Here is a 20,175-nt window from a genome sequence, read left to right on the forward strand (position 1 = left end):
CGTCGAGACGTGCACACACCTGATCAAGTGTAATGCCACGTAACGTGGTGGTCAAATGAGGGCTGCAGCGATCTACGACTGATCCGCGTCGAACGGGGAGTCGAGCGAGTCGGTGAGTTCAGCCAGCAGCGCCTCGATCTGCGGCTCGACATGCTGCGAGATCGCAGCCTGGATGTAGATGCGGTGGCGCAGCAGGATGCCGCAGATCTCGCGACCGACCATGTTCGCGTACTCGTCGGCGAGGGCGACCTCTTGACGCAGGGCGACCTTCGCCTCGTCGCTCAACGGGGGCAGAGGCGGCAGATCGGCGACTGCCTCGTCGGCCATGCCGGCGATCGTGAAGAGGAACGGTGCGCCCGGAACCGGCTCGGGGTCGAGCGGCAGCCCGTCGAACTCGGGATCCAGACCGTCGGCCGGGCGGTAGCTGCGTGCCCGGTTGCGCGCGGCCTGCTGATCGAGTTCGCGCTGCAGCATCGGCAGGTTCCTGGCGGTGTACTCGGCCACGGCGTGGTCGACGATCGTCTTGATCCGCGTGGAGAGACCGTGCTGCACACCGTGCGGCGTGTTCGAGCCGATGCCCGCCGCAGACAGGATCGGCGACCCCAGACAACGTCGACAGGGCGCGACCCGACCGCGATGGGTCGCCGGCTCCCAGCGCGGCACCCAGCGCAACCAGGCCTCGACGGCCTGGTCGACCTGCGTCTCCAACGAGCGCTCCACACCTAGAGCGTACGGCGCGGCCGCCGCCGACGTGGAGATTTCCACGCCACGGCGGGGCGTCACTCGTCTTCTTCGCGCTCCCACGGCCACTGCGGATGCTGAGCACGCGTGCGCCGGAGCGCGATGCCGCCCCAGGCCGCGATCGCGGACGCGACGAGGAGCACCGCGCTCGCTCCCCCGCGCACGAGGTCACCCGCGACGACCGTCGCGACGATGATGTCGCCGCTGGCGGCGATGACGCCGATCCACACGACGACCAGGTGCGCGAGCGCCGTGGCCAATGCGACCGCCGGCGCCGACACGAACGACGGCTGCGTCCGCCGCAGCGACGACCACAGCGACAGCGCGAACGCCACGACGGCCGCCAGCATCCCGATCGCGCCGGGCAGCTGACCGAGACCGGGGACGGCGATGATGTCGCTGTCGGTGGCGATGCTCACCGCGCCGAGGCCGAACACCGCCAGCGCGAAGAAGCTGATGGTGGCGAGCACCAGCGCCAGAATGACCGAAACCCCCGGGGACTCGGGTCCACGGGGGTTCGGCGACGACATGTTCGTGACTACCTCGCCAGCGTCGGGCCGGCCTCGAGCGTGCGCTCGTACTCGCGCTGCGCTTCGGCGTTGAGCTCGGTCTTGCGTGCCCCGCTGCGGGCGACCCATGCGCCGAACCAGATGGTCAGCTCACGGGCGAAGACGAATGCCGCGATGGCGAGCGGGTGGAAGAGCTGCGCTCCGATGAGCTCGCTGCCCTCCCGGGCGGTGAGCAGCCAGAACGGCGCCTCGAAGAGCGCCCCGAGGATGTGCCCGCCGTAGGCGATGAGACCGACGATGATGCCGAAGACCACCCAGAGTCCCCAGCGTCCGCGGTTGATGAAGGCGCCGAGCAGCCAGAAGCCGAGGAAGAACCCGACGACTGGAACCCAGTAGCCCCAGGTCATCAGCGGAGCGAGAGCGGCTTCGCCGATGTTCTCGCCGGTGATGTCACCCGCGACGGCACGGAGGCCGAGCGTCGCGCCCAGGTAGAGGATCGCGAAGGCGATGGTCGCGAGCAGGCCGATCGCGCCCGCGGTGCCGCGGTTGCCTCGTTCACGGGGCGGTTCGGGAGCCTGGACGAAGATCGGCTGCTGCTGGATCGGAACGACGACCGGCTCGGCGGCTGCCGGCTCCGACGGGACGATCCGGGTCTCCGTCTGGTCGGCCGACGAGTACGCGGCTCCGGCCAGGGCGGACTGCTCGTGCGCGGCCGGCGGCGTGTACGCGGCCGTCGCGTCGGCGTCCGTGTTCCAGGACTTCGTCGCGTCGGCATCCGTGTTCCACGACTTCGTCGTGTCGTCTGCGTCGTCGAGGTACTTCGGGTCGTTGAGCTCCGGCGTCGCGAAGGTGCCGGGGTGTTCGTTCTCGGCAGCCTCGAATGCGGCGACATCGGGGTCGACGGCGGGCTGGGTCGGAGCGGGAGCCGACGTCTCGTGCGTGGGGTCCGCGGGCGTGCCGTGCACGCCTGCACTCGCTGCGGCGGCGTCGTCGAGTCCAGCGTTCGCGCTGTCGACGACGTCGTTGACGTCTTTCGGCCGCTCGGGCTGTGGAACCTCGGGGTCACTCATGGGTGCGCCTCTCATCGGATGTGTGCTCTGCGAGATTACCGCCGCGCGCCCGCGCCCCGACGGAGGCGTGCCGACGTGTCGCTGAGCCCGTGATCACGCATCTCGTCCTCGGGACGAGATGCGACGGCACCGTCAGCGAAGGGTGGCGCGGAGGGCGTCGCCGATGAACGAGGCGACGACCGGCACGATCGGCATCGAGAACCAGATCAGGGCGCCCACCACGCCGATGCACAGCACTGCGGCGATCCAGCTGATCACCGCGTTTCGCCCCGCGACACGCGTCATGCCATCACGCTACGACCGCCGGCGCCGCGCCGGCGGTCGCAACGCCGGGAACGATGCGACCACGACCGCAGGTCAGCCCTTCGTCGCGCCGGCCGTCAGCCCGCCGACGATGTATCGCTGAAGGAACAGGAAGAGGATCATCACCGGGATCGCCGCCATCACCGCCCCGGCCGAGAACGCCGACCAGTCGGCGTAGCGCGGGTTCGCGACGAGCTTCGTCAGGCCGACGACCAGGGTCTGCTGGTCGACGTCGACGAGCATGACACTCGCGATCACGTACTCGTTGACCGTGCCGATGAACGACAGCAGCGCGACCACCGCGAGGATCGGGGCGACCAGCGGCAGGATCATCGTGAAGAAGATGCGGGCGTGACCGGCGCCGTCGATGCGGGCGGCCTCGTCGAGCTCCATCGGGAGGGTGTTGAAGAAGCCGTACATCAGGTAGGTGTTCACGCCGAGCGCGCCACCGAGGTAGACGAGGATCAGACCGGTGTGCGTGTTCAGGCCGATGGCGGGGAACCAGTCCCCGAGCGTCGACATCAGCAGGAAGATCGCCACCACGGCCAGGAGCTGCGGGAACATCTGCACGACGACGATCGTCACGAGGCCGATGCGACGGCCGGCGAAGCGCATGCGCGAGAAGGCATATGCAGCCAGGGCGCCGATGAAGACGGTCACGGCGCCGGTCACCACGGCGATGACCAGCGTGTTCAGGAACCACAGGCCGTAGGGGTTCTGCGGATCGCTGAGGATGCGCACGTAGCTGTCGAAGCCGAACGCGGAGAAGAGCTGGTTCGAGCCGGTCAGCGTGCCCTTCGGATTGAGAGACGCCGAGACGACGTACAGCAGCGGGAAGAGCGCGAAGGCGCTCACGACGATGGCGACCACATGGCGCCATCCGGTGTCTGCGAACCACGCGCCGAAGCTGCGGCGACGGGGCGCGAGGTTCTGCGCGACGGCGACGGGGCGGGCGGAGCCGGTGTCCGTGGTGCTCATGTCAGTTCAGCTCCTCGAGGGCCTTGGTCTTGCGGAAGCTGATGATCGAGATCGTCGCGACCACGATGAAGATCAGGATCGTGAACGCGGAGGCGAGGCCGTAGTCACGGGACTGACCCGTGAACGCCACCTTGTAGACCATCGAGATCAGGATGTCGGTGTGCCCGACCGGGATGCTGACGTCCTCGAACCGCGGCCCGCCCTTTGTCAGCATGTAGATCAGGTTGAAGTTGTTGAAGTTGAACGCGAAGGACGAGATCAGCAGCGGCGCGACCGTCACGAGCAGCAGCGGCAGCTTGATGCGGCGGAAGACCTGCCAGGGGTTTGCGCCATCCATCACGGCGGCCTCATTCACGTCCTCGGGGATGCCCTGCAGCGCTCCCATGCAGACCAGGAACATGTACGGGAATCCGAGCCAGAGGTTCACCAGGAGCACCGACACCTTCGCGAGGTTCGGGTCGGTGAGCCACGGGATGTCCGCTCCCCCGAAGATCACCTGGTTGATGAATCCGAAGCTCTCGTTCATCATGCCCGCCCAGACGAGGGCCGACAGGAACGCCGGGAACGCATACGGGAGGATCAGGATGATCCGATAGCCGTTGCGGAACCGCATCCGCGTGTTGTTGAAGACCAGTGCGAGCAGCAGTCCGAGGAAGAACGTGGTCGCGACCGAGAGCAGTGCGAACACGAAGGTCCAGATCGTCACCGAGATGAGCGGACCGCGGATGTTCTCGTCGCTCACCGCACGAACGAAGTTGTCGAAGCCGACGGTGGTCTGCCAGCCGGGCAGCAACTCGGCGCCGTCCTCGGCGATGAACGACCCCTGACCGGTGTCGGAGTACACCGCGCCGGTCGTCGTGTCGGTGATGGTGTCGGCGTCTGCGTCGTACTCGAGCGTCGAGACGTACAGGTACCCCTTCTGTCCGTCGGGGGCGCGCAGGCTGCCGTCGTTGGGGTCGTCGCTGAAGGGGACCGAGAGCTGCTCGAGCTCTTCAGACAGGGTGAACACCTTCGCGAGCGGGAGCGTGGTCCAGCCGTCGACGGCCACGGCCTGATCGCCCTCGAACTCGGCGTCGACCTCCTGCAGGGGCTGCTCAGCGGTGCCGAGCAGCGCGTCACCCGACTCGGGGTCGGTCACGAGCAGACCGTAGGTGCCGAACTGCTCGACGACCGTGACCGGATAGGTGGCGGAGTCCTCGACACGCTCCTGGGCGGAGGCGAGGAGTGACGAGATCGCCTGGTCCTTCGTGCCGTTGTGCCCGGTGCCGTAGTTCGTGAAGCCGATGTACCCCGTGTACAGCAGTGTGAAGACCTGGAAGATGATCAGGAAGATGATGCCGGGGGTCAGATACTTCGCGGGAATTCGCTTGCGCGAGAAGTAGATGTAGTTGACGAGCACCGTGACGGCCACGACCAGGCCGAGCACCAGCCACTCCTGCTGGCCGAAGAGGACGAATGCCGCGTACAGCGCGATGGCGTCGACGATGGCGAGCAGCAGGATCTTCAGCAGCATCCAGCCGATGGGCCCGGACGCGGCCTCGGCGATCTTCGCCGCCTGGCGCTGGCGCTTGTTCAGTGGAGCCGTGGGCTCAGCGAGTTCTGTCATCTCGTCCCCGTCGTCGAGCTGCCGGGGCGGACGAGGTCCGCCCCGGCAGGGATGGTGCTGGGTGTCGTTACTTGATTGCTGCGGTCACGTCGTCGACGAGCTTCTGCCACGTCGTCGTCGGGTCGGAGCCGTTGATGATGGCAGCCTCTGCGACGCCCCAGAACTCCCACACGGAGCCCATGGCGGGGATGGCCGGCATCGGCACCGCGTCCTCACCGACGGCCTGGAAGCCGGCGATGATCGGGTCGGATGCTGCGGAGTCGGCTGCGGCCGTCAGCGCGGGCAGGACGTTTCCTGCCTTGAACAGCTCGAGCTGCACCTCTTCGGTGCCGATGTAGTTCACGAGGAAGTCGTTCGCGGCGACCTTGTTCTTCGACTCGGAGCTCACGAAGAAGCCCTTGACGCCGGCGAACGGCGAGGCGGTCTCGCCCGTGGGGCTCGGGATCGGGTCGATCGCGACGTTGATGCCGGCGTCGGTCGCGGCGCCGACGTTCCACGGGCCGGTCAGCCAGAAAGCCGCGGTGCCGTCGAGGAACTGCTGCTTGGCGATCTCACCGTCGATGTCGGTGTTCAAGGTGCCTGCTGCGCCCTGAGCGGCGAGCCAGTCGGCGAAGGCGAAGCCGCCCTCGCTGCCGAGCTGGAGGTCGCTCGAGTCGTAGCTCCCCGAGTCGTCGGTGCCGAAGACCGGGGCGCCGAATGCCGTCTGGAACGGGTACAGGTGGTACGGGTTGCCCTCGGTGCCCTGCTCGACCACGAAGGTGCCCTTCGAGACCATGTCGTCGAAGCTCGTGGCGGCGGCGGGGACCATGTCGGCGTTGCGCAGCACGGCGATGTTCTCGACCGCGTAGGGAAGCATGTAGACGGTGCCGTCGTAGGTCGCAGCCTGAAGCGCGACGGGCAGGTAGTCGGCCGACGAGTCGCCGAGCTCGAGCGGAGCGACGACACCGTTCGTGGACAGCTCGCCGAGCCAGTCGTGCGCCCCCATGACGACGTCGGGGCCCTTGCCGGTCGGCACCTGCTGGATGAAGTCGTCCTTCATGTCGTCGACGGACTTGCCCACGAGTTCGACCTTGACCCCGGTCTTCTCCTCATAGGAGTCGGCGGCGCTCTGCAGCGCGTCGACACGCTCGGCGTCGACCCAGACGGTCAGCGATCCGCTGCTCTCGCCCTCGGCCGAGTCGCCGCCATCGGTCGCGGTCGAGCAACCGGCAAGCGTAAGAGTCGAAACGATCGCGATGACGCCGGCGGCGACGATGCCCCTCTTGTTCACCTTCATTGGTGTGTGCCTCTCTGAAGTGCTGTGGCCTGCAGGACTGCAAGCGCTTACAGTATGCATCGAGATCGGCAGGAATCGCAATGCAAGAAGCCTTCGATATCAAGCTGTAACCGCGGAATGTCGGCTGAGGCGTGATGGAAGCGCTTCCAAGCGAGCATGAAAACGACGGTGTCGATACACTTTGCTTATGGCTGACAGTTCCTTTGACATCGTCTCGAAAGTGGATCACCAGGAGGCCGAGAACGCCCTGAACCAGGCGCGCAAGGAGATCGAGCAGCGCTACGACTTCAAGGGCACCGGCTCGTCCATCGCCTGGAGCGGCGAGCAGATCCTGATCATCGCCGGCACCGAAGAGCGTGCGAAGGCCGTTCTCGACGTCTTCCAGTCCAAGCTCATCAAGCGAGGCATCTCGCTCAAGAGCCTCGAGTCGGGCGACCCGTTCGCGAGCGGCAAGGAGTTCCGCATCGTCTCGACCCTCAAGGACGGCATCTCGTCGGAGAACGCGAAGAAGATCAACAAGATCATCCGCGACGAGGGCCCCAAGGGCGTGAAGAGCCAGATCCAGGGCGACGAGCTGCGCGTGCAGTCCAAGAGCCGTGACGACCTGCAGTCCGTGATCTCCCTGCTCAAGGGCTCGGACCTCGATCTCGACCTGCAGTTCATCAACTACCGCTGACCTCGCAGATCTCAGGGGGACGGATGCCGAGGCATCCGTCCCCCTTCTCTATGCCCGCCGATCGCATTCCGATATATGGGGCGATGTGCCCGAGACTGGATGCAGTCGCGTCCCGAATGCGACAGACGATGCGGCGATGCATGACGCGCTGCCGAACCACGGCTCCGCGCTTCGCGGATCGCGGTTCCCGCCTTGTGGGGACTGGGCGCAGTACAGCTCCGTGCACGCCATCGTCTGTGGCCGGCGGGTGTCCCAAACACCCGTCGGCCACAGAAATCACCCGTACTTGATCCCGCGACGACGCACCGCGCGCGAGCCCCGACATGCTCGTCCGAAAACTCGTCTGTGGATTATTGGCATCGCGATCCACTTCGTGATGTAGTGGCCGTCCGGGCACATCATGGGGAGCCCGGATCTGGAAAGCAACTGGGGGCAGTCCATGAACACCAACAGCTCGATGACGAGTGTCAGAGAAAGCAAGCAGCTCTTAGCAGAGGAGGTTTTTCAGCACATCGGCGCGCAGATCGTGGACGGTGTGCTGGAGCCGGGGTATCGCATCCGCGATGTCGATGTCGCCGAAGAACTGCATGTGTCGCGGACTCCGGTGCGAGAGGCGTTACAGCGCCTCGAGCGTCTCGGGCTCGTGACGATGTACCCGAGCAGATACACCGAGGTCACGGCGGTCACACCCGAGACCGTCGAGCAGACGCTCGAGTTCGCGGGGTATCAGGCGGGGATTGCGGCTCGAATGGGCGTCGCGCGGATGAGCCAGGAAGAACGCGAGAGCCTCGCCGAACTCGTCGAGCAGATGTACACGGCGCTCGATGACGACGTGCACATCTCCAACACGAGGTGGGCGGTGTTCTCGTTTCTGAGCACGCGCAGCCGGAACGCACAGCATCAGGTGCTGATCAACGATGCGAGCATGGCGCTGTTCCGCAACCTCCGCGGCTGGAGCGTTCCCGAGAACGACCGGGAGCGCATGCTCCAGGTCTATCGGGACTTCCACGACGCGGTGCTGCGCGGCGATGCCGATGACGCAGAGCGTCAGGCCCGACTGATGCACTACGTCTGACCGCTGCGTCTGATCGCTGTCAGCGCGCGGCCGTCCAGCCTCTGACCCACCGGTCGAGGCGACGATACGCTTCCTCTCTCGCCTCATGGCGAGAGAGGAAGACGTCGTGCAGGGCACCGTCGATGCGCTCGACGGTGACAGACGGACCGAGCTTCAGCGCCGCCCGCGCGATGTCGTCGACCACCAAGACCGAGTCTGCTCGGGTGAGGTCTTCGGACCATCGTGTGGGCGTCGCCGAGCGTGCGGAGAGCAGCACGCACACGGCTGCGTCGATCGTCAGTCCTGCCGCGACCTTGGCGTGTCCGGAGAGGATCGCGTGGAACCATCCCGCGTGCACGGCCATCGTCTGCGCGGGTCGCCACGTGAGGTTCACCTCGACAGGATCCTCGGGGTCGGCGACCTCCTGCTGCGCCCGGGTGTAGAACCCGAGATCGACCTGCGGGGCGACCTCGCGGGGAGCCCACCGCGCCTGGAGCTCGGCGACGGGGGCGATCAGCGGGCGGGCCGATGCGACCTGGAACTCGAGCCACGGACTGTTCAGGATCACGGCATCCGCTGTCTCGGGGTGCCGCGATGCCCACAGGCTCAGTGTGAGCCCGCCCGTGGAATGTCCGAGAAGCACCAGGCGGCGCGTGGATGCGGTCGTCTCGGGGCTGCGGCCCATCGCGTGCAGCGCCGCGGCGATGTCGTCGTCGTACGCACCGAGGTCGGTGATGTACCCCGGCGTCTGACCGTCGCGCAGACTGCGTCCGTACTTGCGCAGGTCAAGGGCGAAGAAGCGCGCACCTCGCGCGGTCCAGAAGCGAGCGAGTCTCTTCTGGAAGAAGTAGTCCGACCAGCCGTGCACGTAGAGCACGTCGACGTCATCGAGCGGAAGACGATGCCCCCGCATGCGATCCCACCACGGCTGCTCCCGCGGCAGGGCTCGCACGAGAGTGGCGACCAACGGCCCCTCGTCGTCCTCACCGAGTTCGAGCGTGAGCTGCTCGAACTCGTCGCCGAGAACGTCCGGTATCCACTCAGGCATGCCGCCAGGCTAGCCGACGGCGAGCGGGCTACTCGGGAGCGGTGTGTCCGACCGTGAAGTTGCGCACGACCTTCTCTGCCAGAGGAGCCGGGTCGGCGGCACCGGATCCGTTGTCGTAGGTCATCAGGCGGATCCAGTCGAGGCCGACGCGCACGTCGAGGATCTTCTCGCCGTTCTGGCCCTCACTGGCCTTGGCGGCATCGGCGCCCTCGACCTCGACGGGGTCGCCATCGAGCTTCTCGAACGCCCATGCTCCTGCGGGAAGCGTCGTGAGCATCAGATAGCTCGATCCCTCGTACTCGCTTCCGGCCGACTTGAAATAGCAGATGCGGGAGCCGTTGACGACCTCGTACACCTCAGCAGGGATCCCCCAGCCGCCGAAGTCCGTGAAGAGAGCCGCGTCCGAGACTCCGAATGCGGCGTCCACCTGCTCCGGCGTCACGAAGCGCTCGCAGGGAGCACCGACGATGTCGCTGTCGACGTACTCGACCTCGCGCGTGCTCGACGCCGCCGACGCCGCGATCCCCCGCAGCGCCTCTTCGATCGGGGAGGTGTCGTCCGCGCCGAGATCGGGGTCGACGACGGTGGCCGACAGCAGCACGTCTCCGTCTGGCAGCTCGAACCCGCAGCGTCCGTTCTCACAGCTCGCCGCTTCGCCCCAGAAACCCTGACGCTCGGTCGCGCCGGCGATCACCGCCTGCGCATCCGGGACGATCGTGACCTCCCAGTTGCGCTCCGCGTCGCCTGCCGAGCAGGCGATTCCGCCGGCCCGCTGGAACATGTGCTGCGCCGGACCGGGAAGCCAGCTCATCGCCGACACTGTTGAGAGCACCGGCTCGACAGGTGTCGACGGCTCGCCCAGGAGCTCCTCCATCGTCGCGGCGACGTCGTCGCACGTCACATCGAACGCCGTCTCCGGCTCGACGATCGGCGCCGGTGTCGGCGTCGGCGTCTGAGACGGCGACCCAGACGGCGAAGCCGAGGGCTTCGGCTCAGCTGTCGGCCCGGCGGTGCACCCAGAGACGAGCAGCAGGGCAGCAGTGCCGAAGACGATCAGAGAGCGCAGTCGCATGCACTCAGCCTAAGGATGCCGACTCTCCGACACGCGAGGTGCCGACAACGATCCGGTGTCGGTCACTCTCCGCGAGAGACGCGCACCATCTCGTCACGCGGCACGACCTTGACGCGGGCACGCTCCTGCGGCGCGCCGAGGGCGACCTCGTGCTCGTCGAGTCGATGCCAGCCCTCGAGGTCGGTCCACTTGACGCCGCGTTCCTGCAGCAGCGCGGGGATCGCCTCTTCTGAAGGGTCCTCCGGGTGCCACCACGACCCCTGGTCGTTGATGATGTGCCGCACGGTCTCCATGGCATCCGACTTCGTGTGGCCGATGAGCCCGACCGGTCCGCGCTTGATCCAGCCGGTGGCGTAGATGCCGGTCATCTGCTGGTTCGAGTCCTTGGCGAGCACCTGGCCCTCGCGGTTGGGGATCACGCCGTGCTTCTTGTCGAAGGGCACGCCGGGGAGCGGTGAGCCGAAGTATCCGATCGCGCGGTAGAGCGCCTGCAGCGGCACTTCGCGCATCTCACCCGTGCCCACTGCGCCGCCCTGTCCGTCGGGCTTCGTGCGCTCGTAGACGAGGGCCGCCACGCGGCCGGCTTCGTCCTTGCGGACCTCGACCGGGCGGGCCCAGAAGTGCAGGTGCAGGCGACGGGATGCCGTTCCCCCTGCGTTGTTCGCATCGCCTCTGGCGTCATTGACCGACGGCCGCTTGCGCCACGACTGCAGGATGCGGTCGATGACCATGACCTGCTTGTTGCTGGCCACGGCGTCCTTCGACGCCTCGTCATAGTCGAAGTCCTCGTCGTACACGACCATGTCGACGTCGCGCAGCTCGCCGAGCTCGCGCAGCTCGAGCGGGGTGAACTTGACCTGCGCGGGGCCACGGCGACCGAACACGTGCACGTCGGTGACCGCGCTCGCCTTCAGCCCCTCGTAGACGTTCTCGGGGACCTCGGTCACCAGCAGGTCTTCCGCGTGCTTCGCCAGCATGCGGGCGACGTCGAGAGCGACGTTGCCGTTGCCCAGCACGCCGACCGAAGCGGCATCCAGCGGCCATTCGCGCGGCACGTCGGGGTGTCCGTCGAACCAGCTCACGTAGTCGGCTGCCCCGTAGGCGCCGACCGCATCGATGCCGGGGATGTCGAGGGCGGTGTCTCGGATCGCTCCCGTGGCGAAGATCACCGCGTTGTAGTGGTTCTTCAGATCATCGAGCGTGATGTCCTCACCGAAGCGCACGTTGCCGAACAGACGGATGTCGCCGCGGTCGAGCACATCGCGGAGCGCGTTGATGATGCCCTTGATGCGGGGGTGGTCGGGGGCCACTCCGTAGCGGACCAGGCCGTAGGGTGCCGGAAGCTGCTCGAAGAGATCGATGGAGACGTCGAACTTTCGCTCGGCCTTCAGCAGGATGTCGGCGGCATAGATGCCGGCGGGGCCCGCTCCGACGATGGCCAGTCTGAGCTTGGTCATAAGGGGTCCTTTCGTATGCCGTCACGCCCGACGCACGCGGCCGATGGCCGCGACGCGGTCAGCTGGAGCGTTCGACGAGGGTCTCTGCGAAACGGGTGAGCGCATCGCGCACGGTGCCGCGCGGAAGCGCGGTGAGCGCATCGATCGCATCCCGGGTCCAGGAATGCGCGAGCGCGAGGGTCTTCTGAGTGCCGACGTGGTCTCGGAGCTCGGTGAGCGGGCCGTCGAGGATCCCGGGGTCCTCACCCTCGGCGATGCGGGTGACCCCGTCGTCGATGCGGGCGGCGAGGTCGATCGACGCGTCGTCGGTCTCGGCCTTCAGCAGCAGGTACGGCATCGTCGGAACGCCGGCGCGCAGGTCGGTTCCCGGCACCTTGCCCGTGTCCTCGGGCTTGGCCGACAGGTCGATCACGTCGTCGAGCAACTGGAAGGCGACGCCGATCTTCTCGCCGTACACCCGCAGCGGCTCTTCGTATTCCGAGGGTGCGTTCGAGAAGATCACGCCGCCCTGCGTCGCCGCGGCGATCAGGGATCCGGTCTTGTCGGCGAGCACCTGGAGGTAGAACTCGATGGGGTCGTCTCCGGGCTGCGCACCGAGAGTCTCGTGCATCTGGCCGAGGACCAGACGCTCGAAGGTGTCGGCCTGCAGGCGGATGGCGCGCTCGCCCAGACGCGACATCAGCTGGCTCGCGCGGGAGAAGAGGATGTCGCCGGTGAGGATCGCGATGTTGTTTCCCCACACCGCGTGCGCGGCGGGGACGCCACGACGGCGGTCGGCGCCGTCCATGACATCGTCGTGGTACAGCGATCCGAGGTGCGTGATCTCCAGCGCCTTCGCGACGTCGATCACCTGCTCGGTGTTGCCGTCGCCCAGCTGGGCCGCCAGCAGGGTGAGCACGGGGCGGATGCGCTTGCCCCCCGCCTCGTAGAGGTAGCGGCTCGCGGCGTCGGCCAGCGGGTCGGCGACGCGCACATCGTCGGCGAGACCGGTCTCGACACGCTCGAGACCGTCTTCGATCGCCTGAGCGATGCGTCGACCTGCAGTGCCGATGAAGACACGGTCGCTGAAACCGAGACGGCTCGCCAGTCGCGAACCCGGGGCTACGCGGCTCGAAGTCACGGTCTCAGCCTACCGTCGTCAGCCGTGCGGGTTCGCGCGTCGTACTCACGCGGCCTTGAACGCCCGGTGCAGTGCGACGATCCCGAACGAGAGGTTGCGGTACTCGACCTCGGTCCACCCGGCCTCGCGAATCCACGCAGCGAGCTTCTTCTGATCCGGCCAGTCGCGGATCGACTCGTTCAGGTAGTCGTACGCGTCGCCGTTCGTGCCGGCGATACGGGCCACCCGAGGCAGCACCTGCGAGTTGTAGAAGCGGTACCCGGCACGGAACAGGGTGCCGGGCGGGGTCGAGAACTCGTTGATCACGAGGCGACCGCCCGGCTTCGTCACCCGCAGCAGTTCGCGGAGCGCCTTCTTCGGATCGTTGACGTTGCGGAGGGCGTACGACATGGTGACGGCGTCGAACTCGCCGTCCTCGAAGGGCAGATCGGTGGCATCCGCCTGCACGAAAGAGAGATTGCGGATGCTGCCGTGGCGCCGCTTGCCCTCGGCGAGCATGCCGGGCGAGAAGTCGGCGGCGACGACCTGCGCTCCGCTGCGGGCGAGGGATGCCGACGACGACGCGGTGCCCGCACCGAGGTCGAGGATCTTCTCCCCCGGCTTCGGGGCGACGGCCCTGGTCGTGGCTGCGCGCCAGAGGGCGTCGTTGCCGACCGTCATCGCCGTGTTCGTGCGGTCGTAGCCCGCGGCGACCTGGTCGAACATGCCGCTGACGCGGGCCGGGTCCTTGCCGAGATCGGCGCGGTTTGCTTCGTTCGAGGTCACGTGCCCAGTCTAGGCGCGAGGTGCAGGGCATCGAGGCGATCGAGCCAGAGATCCGGAGTCGCATCGTCGAACGGAGCGGTCTGATCGCGCACGCGCTGCTCGAGGTCGAGCGCGAGTGCCTCGAGCCGGGTGATGATCTCGGCGGGATATCCGTACTGCACGATGTGCTCGGCCCACTCGTCGCGGTCGTCGACCCAGATGCCCCGCGGCCCATCGACCCGCACGACGTCGAGGTCCATGTCGATGCCGACCGCGAGCAGCGGGTCGTCCGACCAGCGCACATCCCATCCGATGTCGATGTAGACGCGCATGCCCTTCGGATGATCGCGATTCACGGTCAGGGCGAAGTCGGGCTGTCGCGGCACCAGCGTCACGTTGGGGGTCTCTGCGATGTAGGCCGCACCCGGTCGAGCGCTGGGCCAGCCGGCCGGCTGGCCGATCCAGTCGCCCCACTCGTCTGCACCGAGATACACGCACTCGTGCCGCCAATGCGGCGAGCCGTCCCATTTGCGCCACTGGAAGATCATCTCGGTGCCGGGTTCGGGGCGGGCGTCGCTCATGCACTCAGCGTAAGCGGGGTCACTCACATCCCGGTCGACGAGCGACGAACTAGGCTGGAGGGGTGAGCAGCAGGCTGGTCGTGGAGACCCGAGAGATCGATCCGGTCGAGGATCTCCTGGCCTACGCCGACCCGTCGCGGCCCCTCGCCTGGCTGCGCCGCGGTCACGGCATCGTCGCCGTGGGAGACGGCGTGGTCGAGACGATCCGCATTCCCGCAGGCGCTGCGTCCATGCGCTCGGCCGCCATCGCCGCCGCCTGGCGAGACCTGGCGGAGGATGCCGAGATCGACGACGACCTCCGGCTTCCCGGCTCGGGGCTCGTCGCGTTCGGTGCGCTGACCTTCGACGAGGACTCCGCCGCCGACAGCGTTCTCGTCGTGCCTGCGCTCGTGATCGGCCGGCACCATGGGCGCACGTGGCTCACCCGCATCCGCTCGACGTCGCACTCCGCGGCCGAACCGCAGCCCGATGCGTCGACGATCGGCTACGGCCCCCATTGGGCCGGCACGGTCGGGCCGGGGGCGCAGAGCCCGCAGGGCTATCAGGACTCCGTCCGCCAGGCGCTCGACCGCATCGCCGGTGGCGCCCTCAGCAAGGTCGTGCTCGCTCGCGACCTCACCGGCAGCATCCCCGCCGGATCCGACCTGCGCCGCCTCGTGCGCGCGCTGTCGACCGGATACCCCGACACCTGGGCCTTCGCGGTCGACGGGCTGATCGGCGCGAGCCCCGAGACGCTCGTCACCGTGCAGCAGCGCACCGTCACCGCCCGTGTGCTGGCCGGAACCATCGGCCGAGGGGCCGATGCGGACGCCGACACCACGGCATCCGCTCACCTGGCCTCGAGCACCAAGGATCTCGACGAGCACGAGTATGCGGTGCAGAGCGTGCTCGCCTCGCTGCGCCCGCACACGCGCGCGCTGGCCGCGAGCGAGCAGCCCTTCCTGCTCAAGCTGCCGAACCTCTTCCACCTGGCGACCGATGTCGAAGGCGAGCTGGCCGACGGCGGCTCGTCGCTCGATCTGGTCGGCGCCCTGCATCCGACGGCCGCTGTGGCAGGAACCCCCACATCCGCTGCGATCGCGGCGATCCGCGAACTCGAACCGTTCGACCGCGGTCGCTATGCCGGCCCGGTCGGGTGGGTCGACGGAGCCGGCAACGGTGAATGGGCCATCGCGCTGCGCTGCGCGCAGTTCACTCCCGCCGAGACCGACATCGCCGTCACCGCCTATGCGGGCGCGGGAATCGTCGCCGGCTCGGACCCCGAGTCGGAGCTGCTCGAGACCCGCGTCAAGTTCCGTCCGCTGGTCGACGCCCTCGCCTGAGCGACGCCCTTCGGATCGGTCAGCTCGCGGCGAGACGCTTCTTCTCCGCCTCGACGTCGAAGTCGGCCGCCGGCCACTGCGGATCGATCTGCTGCAGTGCGTCGAGCAGCAGCTCCTGCACGGCGAGGCGGGCGAACCACTTGTGGTCGGCCGGGATCACATGCCAGGGCGCCGCAGCGGTCGAGGTGCGCTCGAACGCCGTCTGATAGGCCGCCATGTAGTCGTCCCAGAGCAGTCGCTCGTCGACATCGCCCGGGTTGTACTTCCAGTGCTTGTCGGCCCGCTCGAGCCGCTCCATCAGCCTCTCCTTCTGCTCGTCGCGAGAGATGTGCAGCATGACCTTGATGATGCGGGTGCCGGAGGCCGCGACCTCGGCCTCGAACTCGTTGATCGCGTCGTACCGCCGTTCGATCTCGTCGGACGGGGCCAGCGACCGCACCCGGCCGATGAGCACGTCCTCATAGTGCGAGCGGTCGAAGACGCCGATGAACCCCGGCTCCGGCAGCCGCTTGGCGACACGCCACAGGAAGTCGTGCGCGAGCTCCTCCTCCGTCGGCGCCTTGAACGCCGTGAGCGCGACACCCTGCGGGTCGACGCCGCCGACGACGTGCCGCACGATGCCTCCCTTGCCCGCCGAGTCCATCGCCTGCAGGATCAGCAGCACCGAGTCCTTCGCGACTCCGACGCGACTCTCCGCGAACAGCCGCTCCTGCAGCTGATTGAGCTCGTCGAGACCGGACGCGAGATCGCGCTTGCCGTCGGCCTTCGCGCCGCTGTATCCCGGAGTGCTCTGCGGATCGACGTCGGAGAGACGGAATCCGTCGCCGACCTGGAGGGTCTTGGCCCACTCGTGCGCTGTCATGCGTTCATCCTGCCACTGCGGATGCACGCCGCGCCGAACCGGATCAGCGAGTGAGCGGCACTTCGATCAGCTGACGGCCACCGGCCGGAGCGGTGAGAGCCTGATCGAGCGCGGTGCGGGTCGTGACGCGCTGATACTCCCACCCGTAAGCGAGGGCCAGCTGCTCGAGACGCACCGTGTGCGGAGTGTAGAACGCTCTGTCGAGGTCGGCGCGAGCCGCTGTGCCCGCGACCTCCAGGCCGTCGAAGATCGTGCCGCCGCCGTCGTTGCCCACGATGACCTGAATGCGCGGTTCGCGCTCATCGGGTGGCAGCAGCAGCGCTCCGACGTCGTGCAGGAAGGCGAGGTCGCCGAGCAGCACGCGGGTGACCCCCGGGGCTCCCCCGGCCTGACTCGCGAGAGCGATGCCTGTGGCAGTCGCGATCGTGCCGTCGATCCCGGCGAGTCCGCGGTTGGCGTGCACCGGGACCTTCTTGCCGCCGAGCACCGAGTCGGCCACCCTGACGAGGCGCGACGAGCCGAAGACGAGGCGGTCGTGCGGCCAGGTCGCCCGCCAGACGGCGTCGGCGAGGAGTTCGCGATCGAGCGGGCGCCGCACGGCAGCCAGCTCGGCCCTCACGGCATCACGTCGAGCGGACGGATCGGTGGAGGTGAGACCGTCCTGGTCGGGGGCGCGTTCGCTGAGGTCGACGGCGCGAGCGGCGGATGCCGTGAGCCAGGCTCCGAGCCACTCGCGATCGGCGGGGCCGTCGGCGACCGCGACGGACGCCGCAGGCGTCGTGCGCCCGTTGAGGTCGAGAGCCTCACCACCGCGGCGGACGGCGATCACCTCGACGTCGCCACGCGACAGCAGGCGGGCCACCTCGCGGCTGAGAGTCGGATGCCCGAGCACCACGGCGCGCTCGATGCGGCCGCCCAACTCGTCGTCGCTCAGCAGCGCTCGATAACCGTGCACGACCTGGCGTCCGAAGCGGGCACCGCTGACGATCTCGGCGATCAACGGCCAGGATCCGGCGTGTGCGACCTCTTCGGCATCCGGCCCGGCATCGGCCCCCGCGATCACGACCGTACGCGGCCCGCGCTCGAGCACGAGCGACTCTGCGGCGACCGGCCTCGGAGCCTCGCCCGGTGCGATGTCGACAGCGGGAACGTCGCCAGACAGCGGCTCACGCGACGGCAGATTCAGGTGCACGGGGCCTGAGACTCCGGGGAGGCCGTGCTCGGCATCGGCCCCCATCGCGGCCGCGACGGCTCGCACCGCCAGACCTGACCAGTCGCCGTCACCGGGGACAGGTGCATCGATCTCGTCGCGCACCCAGGAGGCGAACATGCCCGGTTGGATCGTCGCCTGGTTGGCTCCGACTCCGCGAAGCTCGGGCGGGCGGTCGGCCGTCAGCAGCAGCAGCGGCACACCGGAATGGAAGGCCTCCATCGCCGCCGGGAGGAGATTCGCGGCGGCGGTTCCCGAGGTGCAGAGCACTGCGGCGGGAACTCCGGTCTCACGCGAGAGACCCAGTGCCGTGAACCCTGCGACGCGCTCATCGATCCGCACATGCAGGCGCAGGTGCCCCTGGTTCGCGGCGTGCACTGCGGCGAGCGCGAGCGACTGAGATCGAGAACCCGGCGAGAGCACGAGATCGCGGACGCCGTGGGCGATGAGGTCGGCGATCAGGGATGCCGCGGCATCCGTCGCCGGCGATGCTGTCACGGACGCGTGTCCGGCGCCGTGCCGTCCGGTGCGGTGCCGTCGTCGGTCTCGTCCTCGAGCTTCGCGAGCTCCTCTTCGAGGCGGCGGATGCGGGCATCCTGTTCGCTCTTGCTGATGCTGCGGAGGAACTGGGGGTCGTCGTCGGGGGCGATGATGCGGATCGCCCCGCCGTTGTCGTTGGCGCGGCGGCGGCCGAGCGTGAACCAGAGGATCCCGCCGATGACCGGGATGAAGACGACGATCGCGATCCACGCGGCCTTGGGCACGCCCCGGTGCCGCGTCGGCGGCTGCACTGCGCAGTCGACGATGCTGAACACCCAGAAGATGGCGGCCAGGAAGCCGCCCACGATCAACAGTCTCGCCACCCCTCCAGTGTAGGCGGGTCTGCGAGACGTGGACCTGTGGGGGTGCCGTCGAGCGGTCGCCGATGCCCGATTGTTAGACTGCGCGCACCATGCATGCCCCGTCGACGCGACTGCGACACCAGGGCGTCGAGCGGATGCTGATCCTCCGGGTCGCTCTCGCGCTCGGCCTCGCCCTGCTGCTCGTGATCGGCGCGTGGTCTACGTCGCATGGCAAAGCAGATGCGCACGCGACGCTGTGCCTCGCGCCGGGTGCGAGCGCCGCGTCGCTCTCGGGCCACCATGACGGTGGCGGCACCGCGATGGATGCGGCCCCGTCCGATGCCGGGATCGTCGTCGTCGCCGCGCTGTGCTGCTTCGTGCTCGTGCTGCTCCTCCTCCGGTTCGGCAGACGCGGCGGTCTCATCCGCACCGGCATCCCCGTGCGTGCGTCTGCTCCGCCTCGCGCGGGCCCGCAGCGGTGCATCCCCGCGCTCACCCTCACGCAGCTGTCGCTCTCCCGCACCTGAATCAGGCACGCCGTTCGTCGGCGACCCCCGGCCGCACTCTCGTCGCGGCCTCATCACCCTGCCTGATCCGAACCGTTGGAGAACCCCATGAAGACCCCTGTCAAGGCGACCCTGATCGCCATCGCCGTCGCGATCGTCCTCGCGATCGTCGGCATCGTCTATGCCATGTCGCAGCAGGCCGCTGATCCGGCTCCGCCCGAGGGTGAGAAGCTGCAGACCGTCCGCACCGACTCGCACGTGCTCGACGACGGAGGGGCCGGAGCCGTCACGGTCGTCGAGTTCCTCGACTTCGAGTGCGAGGCGTGTGCCGCGTTCTACCCGATCGTCGAAGACCTGCGTGAGCAGTATGACGGCGAGATCACCTACGTCGTGCGGTACTTCCCGCTGCCGGGGCACATCAACTCGACGCAGGCCGCTCTCGCCGCCGAGGCCGCGGCAGAGCAGGACCGCTTCGAGGACATGTACCACCGGCTGTTCGAGACGCAGGCCCAGTGGGGCGAGCAGTCGGAGGAGACTCCGGAGGTGTTCCGGGCGCTCGCCGTCGACCTCGGACTCGACATGGCCGCCTACGACGCGGCGGTCGCCGACCCGGCGACGCTCGAACGCGTGCAGGCCGACAAGAGCGACGGCGAGCGGCTCGGAGTGCGCAGCACCCCCAGCTTCTTCATCGACGGCGAACCCGTCGTGCTGGAGGCGTGGGATGACCTCGAGGCGGCGATCGAGGAGGCTGTGAACGGGTGAGTCAGAGAAGGCCGCGGGCGACGAGCGCCTCCTGATAGCCCGCGGCCTTGTCGTGGATCACCTGTCGACAGGCGATCAGCGACTCGATCTGCGCATCGAGTGAGCGTTCGTGTGCACGCAGCAGGGCGAGTCGCTCGGCCTCATTGCCGCTGCCCGCTCGCACGAGGGCGGCGTATTCGCGCAGCAGCGCGATCGGCGCCCCGGACTCGCGGAGCCGCCCCAGCAGGGCGAGCCATGCGAGCGAATCGTGGGCGTACACGCGCCGCCCGCCGGAGGTGCGGGGCACATCACGAGGGAACAGCCCCTCGGCCTCGTACCAGCGCAGGGTGTGCACGCTCACGCCGGCCAGGCGCGCGAGCTCGCCGATGCTGAACGTGCGCGTCGTGTCGGCCACATCAACCATGAGGACTCCTCCTTGACTTCGAGTGCACTCTAG

At 68.2% G+C, this 20,175-nt stretch carries 22 protein-coding genes; 5 read left to right on the plus strand and 17 right to left on the minus strand.

What is annotated here, in order from left to right:
* Nucleotides 1–72 precede the first annotated feature (72 nt).
* The 7 genes from OPU70_RS15700 to OPU70_RS15730 form a co-directional block, all read right to left on the minus strand.
* Nucleotides 73–720, minus strand: a complete 648-nt coding sequence (locus tag OPU70_RS15700) for a hypothetical protein (protein ID WP_042538702.1) — start codon at nucleotides 718–720, stop codon at nucleotides 73–75.
* A 59-nt stretch (nucleotides 721–779) separates the two neighbouring features.
* Complete coding sequence (locus OPU70_RS15705; protein WP_079114038.1) at nucleotides 780–1,211, minus strand: DUF6121 family protein; 432 nt, start codon at nucleotides 1,209–1,211, stop codon at nucleotides 780–782.
* A 68-nt stretch (nucleotides 1,212–1,279) separates the two neighbouring features.
* A complete protein-coding gene (locus tag OPU70_RS15710) occupies nucleotides 1,280–2,320 on the minus strand; it encodes an acyltransferase family protein (RefSeq protein ID WP_042538699.1) in 1,041 nt (346 codons plus the stop codon).
* A 132-nt stretch (nucleotides 2,321–2,452) separates the two neighbouring features.
* On the minus strand, nucleotides 2,453–2,605 hold the full coding sequence (locus OPU70_RS15715; protein ID WP_153302240.1) for a hypothetical protein: 153 nt from the start codon (nucleotides 2,603–2,605) through the stop codon (nucleotides 2,453–2,455).
* Between the two features lie 72 nt (nucleotides 2,606–2,677).
* Nucleotides 2,678–3,601, minus strand: a complete 924-nt coding sequence (locus tag OPU70_RS15720; RefSeq protein WP_498558211.1) for a sugar ABC transporter permease — start codon at nucleotides 3,599–3,601, stop codon at nucleotides 2,678–2,680.
* A 1-nt stretch (nucleotide 3,602) separates the two neighbouring features.
* A complete protein-coding gene (locus tag OPU70_RS15725) occupies nucleotides 3,603–5,207 on the minus strand; it encodes an ABC transporter permease subunit (protein ID WP_056373897.1) in 1,605 nt (534 codons plus the stop codon).
* 67 nt (nucleotides 5,208–5,274) lie between these two features.
* Nucleotides 5,275–6,483 carry a sugar ABC transporter substrate-binding protein gene (locus tag OPU70_RS15730; protein WP_042538694.1) on the minus strand — a complete coding sequence of 403 codons (1,209 nt, stop codon included), beginning with the start codon at nucleotides 6,481–6,483 and terminating at the stop codon, nucleotides 5,275–5,277.
* A 187-nt stretch (nucleotides 6,484–6,670) separates the two neighbouring features.
* Here OPU70_RS15730 and OPU70_RS15735 point away from each other — a divergent pair, with 187 nt between their 5' ends.
* Together OPU70_RS15735 and OPU70_RS15740 are read left to right on the plus strand one after the other, a co-directional pair.
* On the plus strand, nucleotides 6,671–7,159 hold the full coding sequence (locus OPU70_RS15735) for a YajQ family cyclic di-GMP-binding protein (RefSeq protein ID WP_042538692.1): 489 nt from the start codon (nucleotides 6,671–6,673) through the stop codon (nucleotides 7,157–7,159).
* Between the two features lie 439 nt (nucleotides 7,160–7,598).
* Complete coding sequence (locus tag OPU70_RS15740; protein WP_228385561.1) at nucleotides 7,599–8,234, plus strand: GntR family transcriptional regulator; 636 nt, start codon at nucleotides 7,599–7,601, stop codon at nucleotides 8,232–8,234.
* Between the two features lie 19 nt (nucleotides 8,235–8,253).
* Here the strand turns inward: OPU70_RS15740 and OPU70_RS15745 are convergent, their stop codons facing one another.
* The 6 genes from OPU70_RS15745 to OPU70_RS15770 form a co-directional block, all read right to left on the minus strand.
* Nucleotides 8,254–9,261: an alpha/beta hydrolase gene (locus tag OPU70_RS15745; protein ID WP_498558212.1), complete on the minus strand. Its 1,008-nt coding sequence runs from the start codon at nucleotides 9,259–9,261 to the stop codon at nucleotides 8,254–8,256.
* Nucleotides 9,262–9,289: 28 nt separating this feature from the next.
* Nucleotides 9,290–10,333, minus strand: a complete 1,044-nt coding sequence (locus tag OPU70_RS15750; protein WP_498558213.1) for a hypothetical protein — start codon at nucleotides 10,331–10,333, stop codon at nucleotides 9,290–9,292.
* Between the two features lie 62 nt (nucleotides 10,334–10,395).
* Nucleotides 10,396–11,790 carry an FAD-dependent oxidoreductase gene (locus OPU70_RS15755; RefSeq protein ID WP_079113415.1) on the minus strand — a complete coding sequence of 465 codons (1,395 nt, stop codon included), beginning with the start codon at nucleotides 11,788–11,790 and terminating at the stop codon, nucleotides 10,396–10,398.
* 58 nt (nucleotides 11,791–11,848) lie between these two features.
* Nucleotides 11,849–12,910: a polyprenyl synthetase family protein gene (locus OPU70_RS15760; RefSeq protein WP_042538684.1), complete on the minus strand. Its 1,062-nt coding sequence runs from the start codon at nucleotides 12,908–12,910 to the stop codon at nucleotides 11,849–11,851.
* Nucleotides 12,911–12,955: 45 nt separating this feature from the next.
* On the minus strand, nucleotides 12,956–13,675 hold the full coding sequence (locus tag OPU70_RS15765) for a class I SAM-dependent methyltransferase (protein ID WP_042538682.1): 720 nt from the start codon (nucleotides 13,673–13,675) through the stop codon (nucleotides 12,956–12,958).
* Complete coding sequence (locus tag OPU70_RS15770) at nucleotides 13,672–14,235, minus strand: DUF402 domain-containing protein (RefSeq protein ID WP_042538680.1); 564 nt, start codon at nucleotides 14,233–14,235, stop codon at nucleotides 13,672–13,674. The genes OPU70_RS15765 and OPU70_RS15770 overlap by 4 nt, the downstream gene beginning before the upstream one ends.
* A 62-nt stretch (nucleotides 14,236–14,297) precedes the next feature.
* Here OPU70_RS15770 and OPU70_RS15775 point away from each other — a divergent pair, with 62 nt between their 5' ends.
* Nucleotides 14,298–15,557 (plus strand): isochorismate synthase, encoded by a 1,260-nt coding sequence (locus OPU70_RS15775; RefSeq protein WP_042538678.1) that lies wholly within the window; start codon nucleotides 14,298–14,300, stop codon nucleotides 15,555–15,557.
* 19 nt (nucleotides 15,558–15,576) lie between these two features.
* On the opposite strand, the gene OPU70_RS15780 is transcribed toward OPU70_RS15775, so the two are convergent.
* Genes OPU70_RS15780 through OPU70_RS15790 form a run of 3 tightly spaced genes read right to left on the minus strand, consistent with a single transcriptional unit; the run spans nucleotide 15,577 to nucleotide 18,492 of the window.
* Entirely contained in the window at nucleotides 15,577–16,419 is an 843-nt protein-coding gene (locus OPU70_RS15780; protein ID WP_079113416.1) for a polyphosphate kinase 2 family protein, read from the minus strand.
* 43 nt (nucleotides 16,420–16,462) lie between these two features.
* Nucleotides 16,463–18,127, minus strand: coding sequence for a 2-succinyl-5-enolpyruvyl-6-hydroxy-3-cyclohexene-1-carboxylic-acid synthase (gene menD, locus OPU70_RS15785; RefSeq protein ID WP_498558214.1), 1,665 nt, complete (start codon nucleotides 18,125–18,127; stop codon nucleotides 16,463–16,465).
* Nucleotides 18,124–18,492 carry a PLD nuclease N-terminal domain-containing protein gene (locus tag OPU70_RS15790; RefSeq protein WP_042538672.1) on the minus strand — a complete coding sequence of 123 codons (369 nt, stop codon included), beginning with the start codon at nucleotides 18,490–18,492 and terminating at the stop codon, nucleotides 18,124–18,126. Before OPU70_RS15790 ends, menD begins: the two co-directional genes overlap by 4 nt.
* An 89-nt stretch (nucleotides 18,493–18,581) precedes the next feature.
* Here OPU70_RS15790 and OPU70_RS15795 point away from each other — a divergent pair, with 89 nt between their 5' ends.
* Both OPU70_RS15795 and OPU70_RS15800 read left to right on the plus strand, forming a co-directional pair.
* Nucleotides 18,582–18,998: a hypothetical protein gene (locus OPU70_RS15795; protein WP_079113418.1), complete on the plus strand. Its 417-nt coding sequence runs from the start codon at nucleotides 18,582–18,584 to the stop codon at nucleotides 18,996–18,998.
* A gap of 87 nt (nucleotides 18,999–19,085) precedes the next feature.
* Nucleotides 19,086–19,739, plus strand: a complete 654-nt coding sequence (locus OPU70_RS15800) for a DsbA family protein (RefSeq protein ID WP_042538668.1) — start codon at nucleotides 19,086–19,088, stop codon at nucleotides 19,737–19,739.
* Between the two features lies 1 nt (nucleotide 19,740).
* On the opposite strand, the gene OPU70_RS15805 is transcribed toward OPU70_RS15800, so the two are convergent.
* Nucleotides 19,741–20,142: a MerR family transcriptional regulator gene (locus OPU70_RS15805; RefSeq protein WP_498558215.1), complete on the minus strand. Its 402-nt coding sequence runs from the start codon at nucleotides 20,140–20,142 to the stop codon at nucleotides 19,741–19,743.
* Nucleotides 20,143–20,175: the final 33 nt, after the last annotated feature.

The sequence above is a fragment of the Microbacterium sp. SWDP-B6 genome, from assembly GCF_059803615.1.

Coding starts and splice junctions, on each gene's coding strand:
- OPU70_RS15710 (WP_042538699.1), bottom strand. CDS start 2,320: ATGAGTGACCCCGAGGTTCCACAGCCCGAGCGGCCGAAAGACGTCAAC.
- OPU70_RS15715 (WP_153302240.1), bottom strand. CDS start 2,605: ATGACGCGTGTCGCGGGGCGAAACGCGGTGATCAGCTGGATCGCCGCA.
- OPU70_RS15720 (WP_498558211.1), bottom strand. CDS start 3,601: ATGAGCACCACGGACACCGGCTCCGCCCGCCCCGTCGCCGTCGCGCAG.
- OPU70_RS15725 (WP_056373897.1), bottom strand. CDS start 5,207: ATGACAGAACTCGCTGAGCCCACGGCTCCACTGAACAAGCGCCAGCGC.
- OPU70_RS15730 (WP_042538694.1), bottom strand. CDS start 6,483: ATGAAGGTGAACAAGAGGGGCATCGTCGCCGCCGGCGTCATCGCGATC.
- OPU70_RS15735 (WP_042538692.1), top strand. CDS start 6,671: ATGGCTGACAGTTCCTTTGACATCGTCTCGAAAGTGGATCACCAGGAG.
- OPU70_RS15740 (WP_228385561.1), top strand. CDS start 7,599: ATGAACACCAACAGCTCGATGACGAGTGTCAGAGAAAGCAAGCAGCTC.
- OPU70_RS15745 (WP_498558212.1), bottom strand. CDS start 9,261: ATGCCTGAGTGGATACCGGACGTTCTCGGCGACGAGTTCGAGCAGCTC.
- OPU70_RS15750 (WP_498558213.1), bottom strand. CDS start 10,333: ATGCGACTGCGCTCTCTGATCGTCTTCGGCACTGCTGCCCTGCTGCTC.
- OPU70_RS15755 (WP_079113415.1), bottom strand. CDS start 11,790: ATGACCAAGCTCAGACTGGCCATCGTCGGAGCGGGCCCCGCCGGCATC.
- OPU70_RS15770 (WP_042538680.1), bottom strand. CDS start 14,235: ATGAGCGACGCCCGCCCCGAACCCGGCACCGAGATGATCTTCCAGTGG.
- OPU70_RS15780 (WP_079113416.1), bottom strand. CDS start 16,419: ATGACAGCGCACGAGTGGGCCAAGACCCTCCAGGTCGGCGACGGATTC.
- OPU70_RS15795 (WP_079113418.1), top strand. CDS start 18,582: ATGCATGCCCCGTCGACGCGACTGCGACACCAGGGCGTCGAGCGGATG.
- OPU70_RS15800 (WP_042538668.1), top strand. CDS start 19,086: ATGAAGACCCCTGTCAAGGCGACCCTGATCGCCATCGCCGTCGCGATC.
- OPU70_RS15805 (WP_498558215.1), bottom strand. CDS start 20,142: ATGGTTGATGTGGCCGACACGACGCGCACGTTCAGCATCGGCGAGCTC.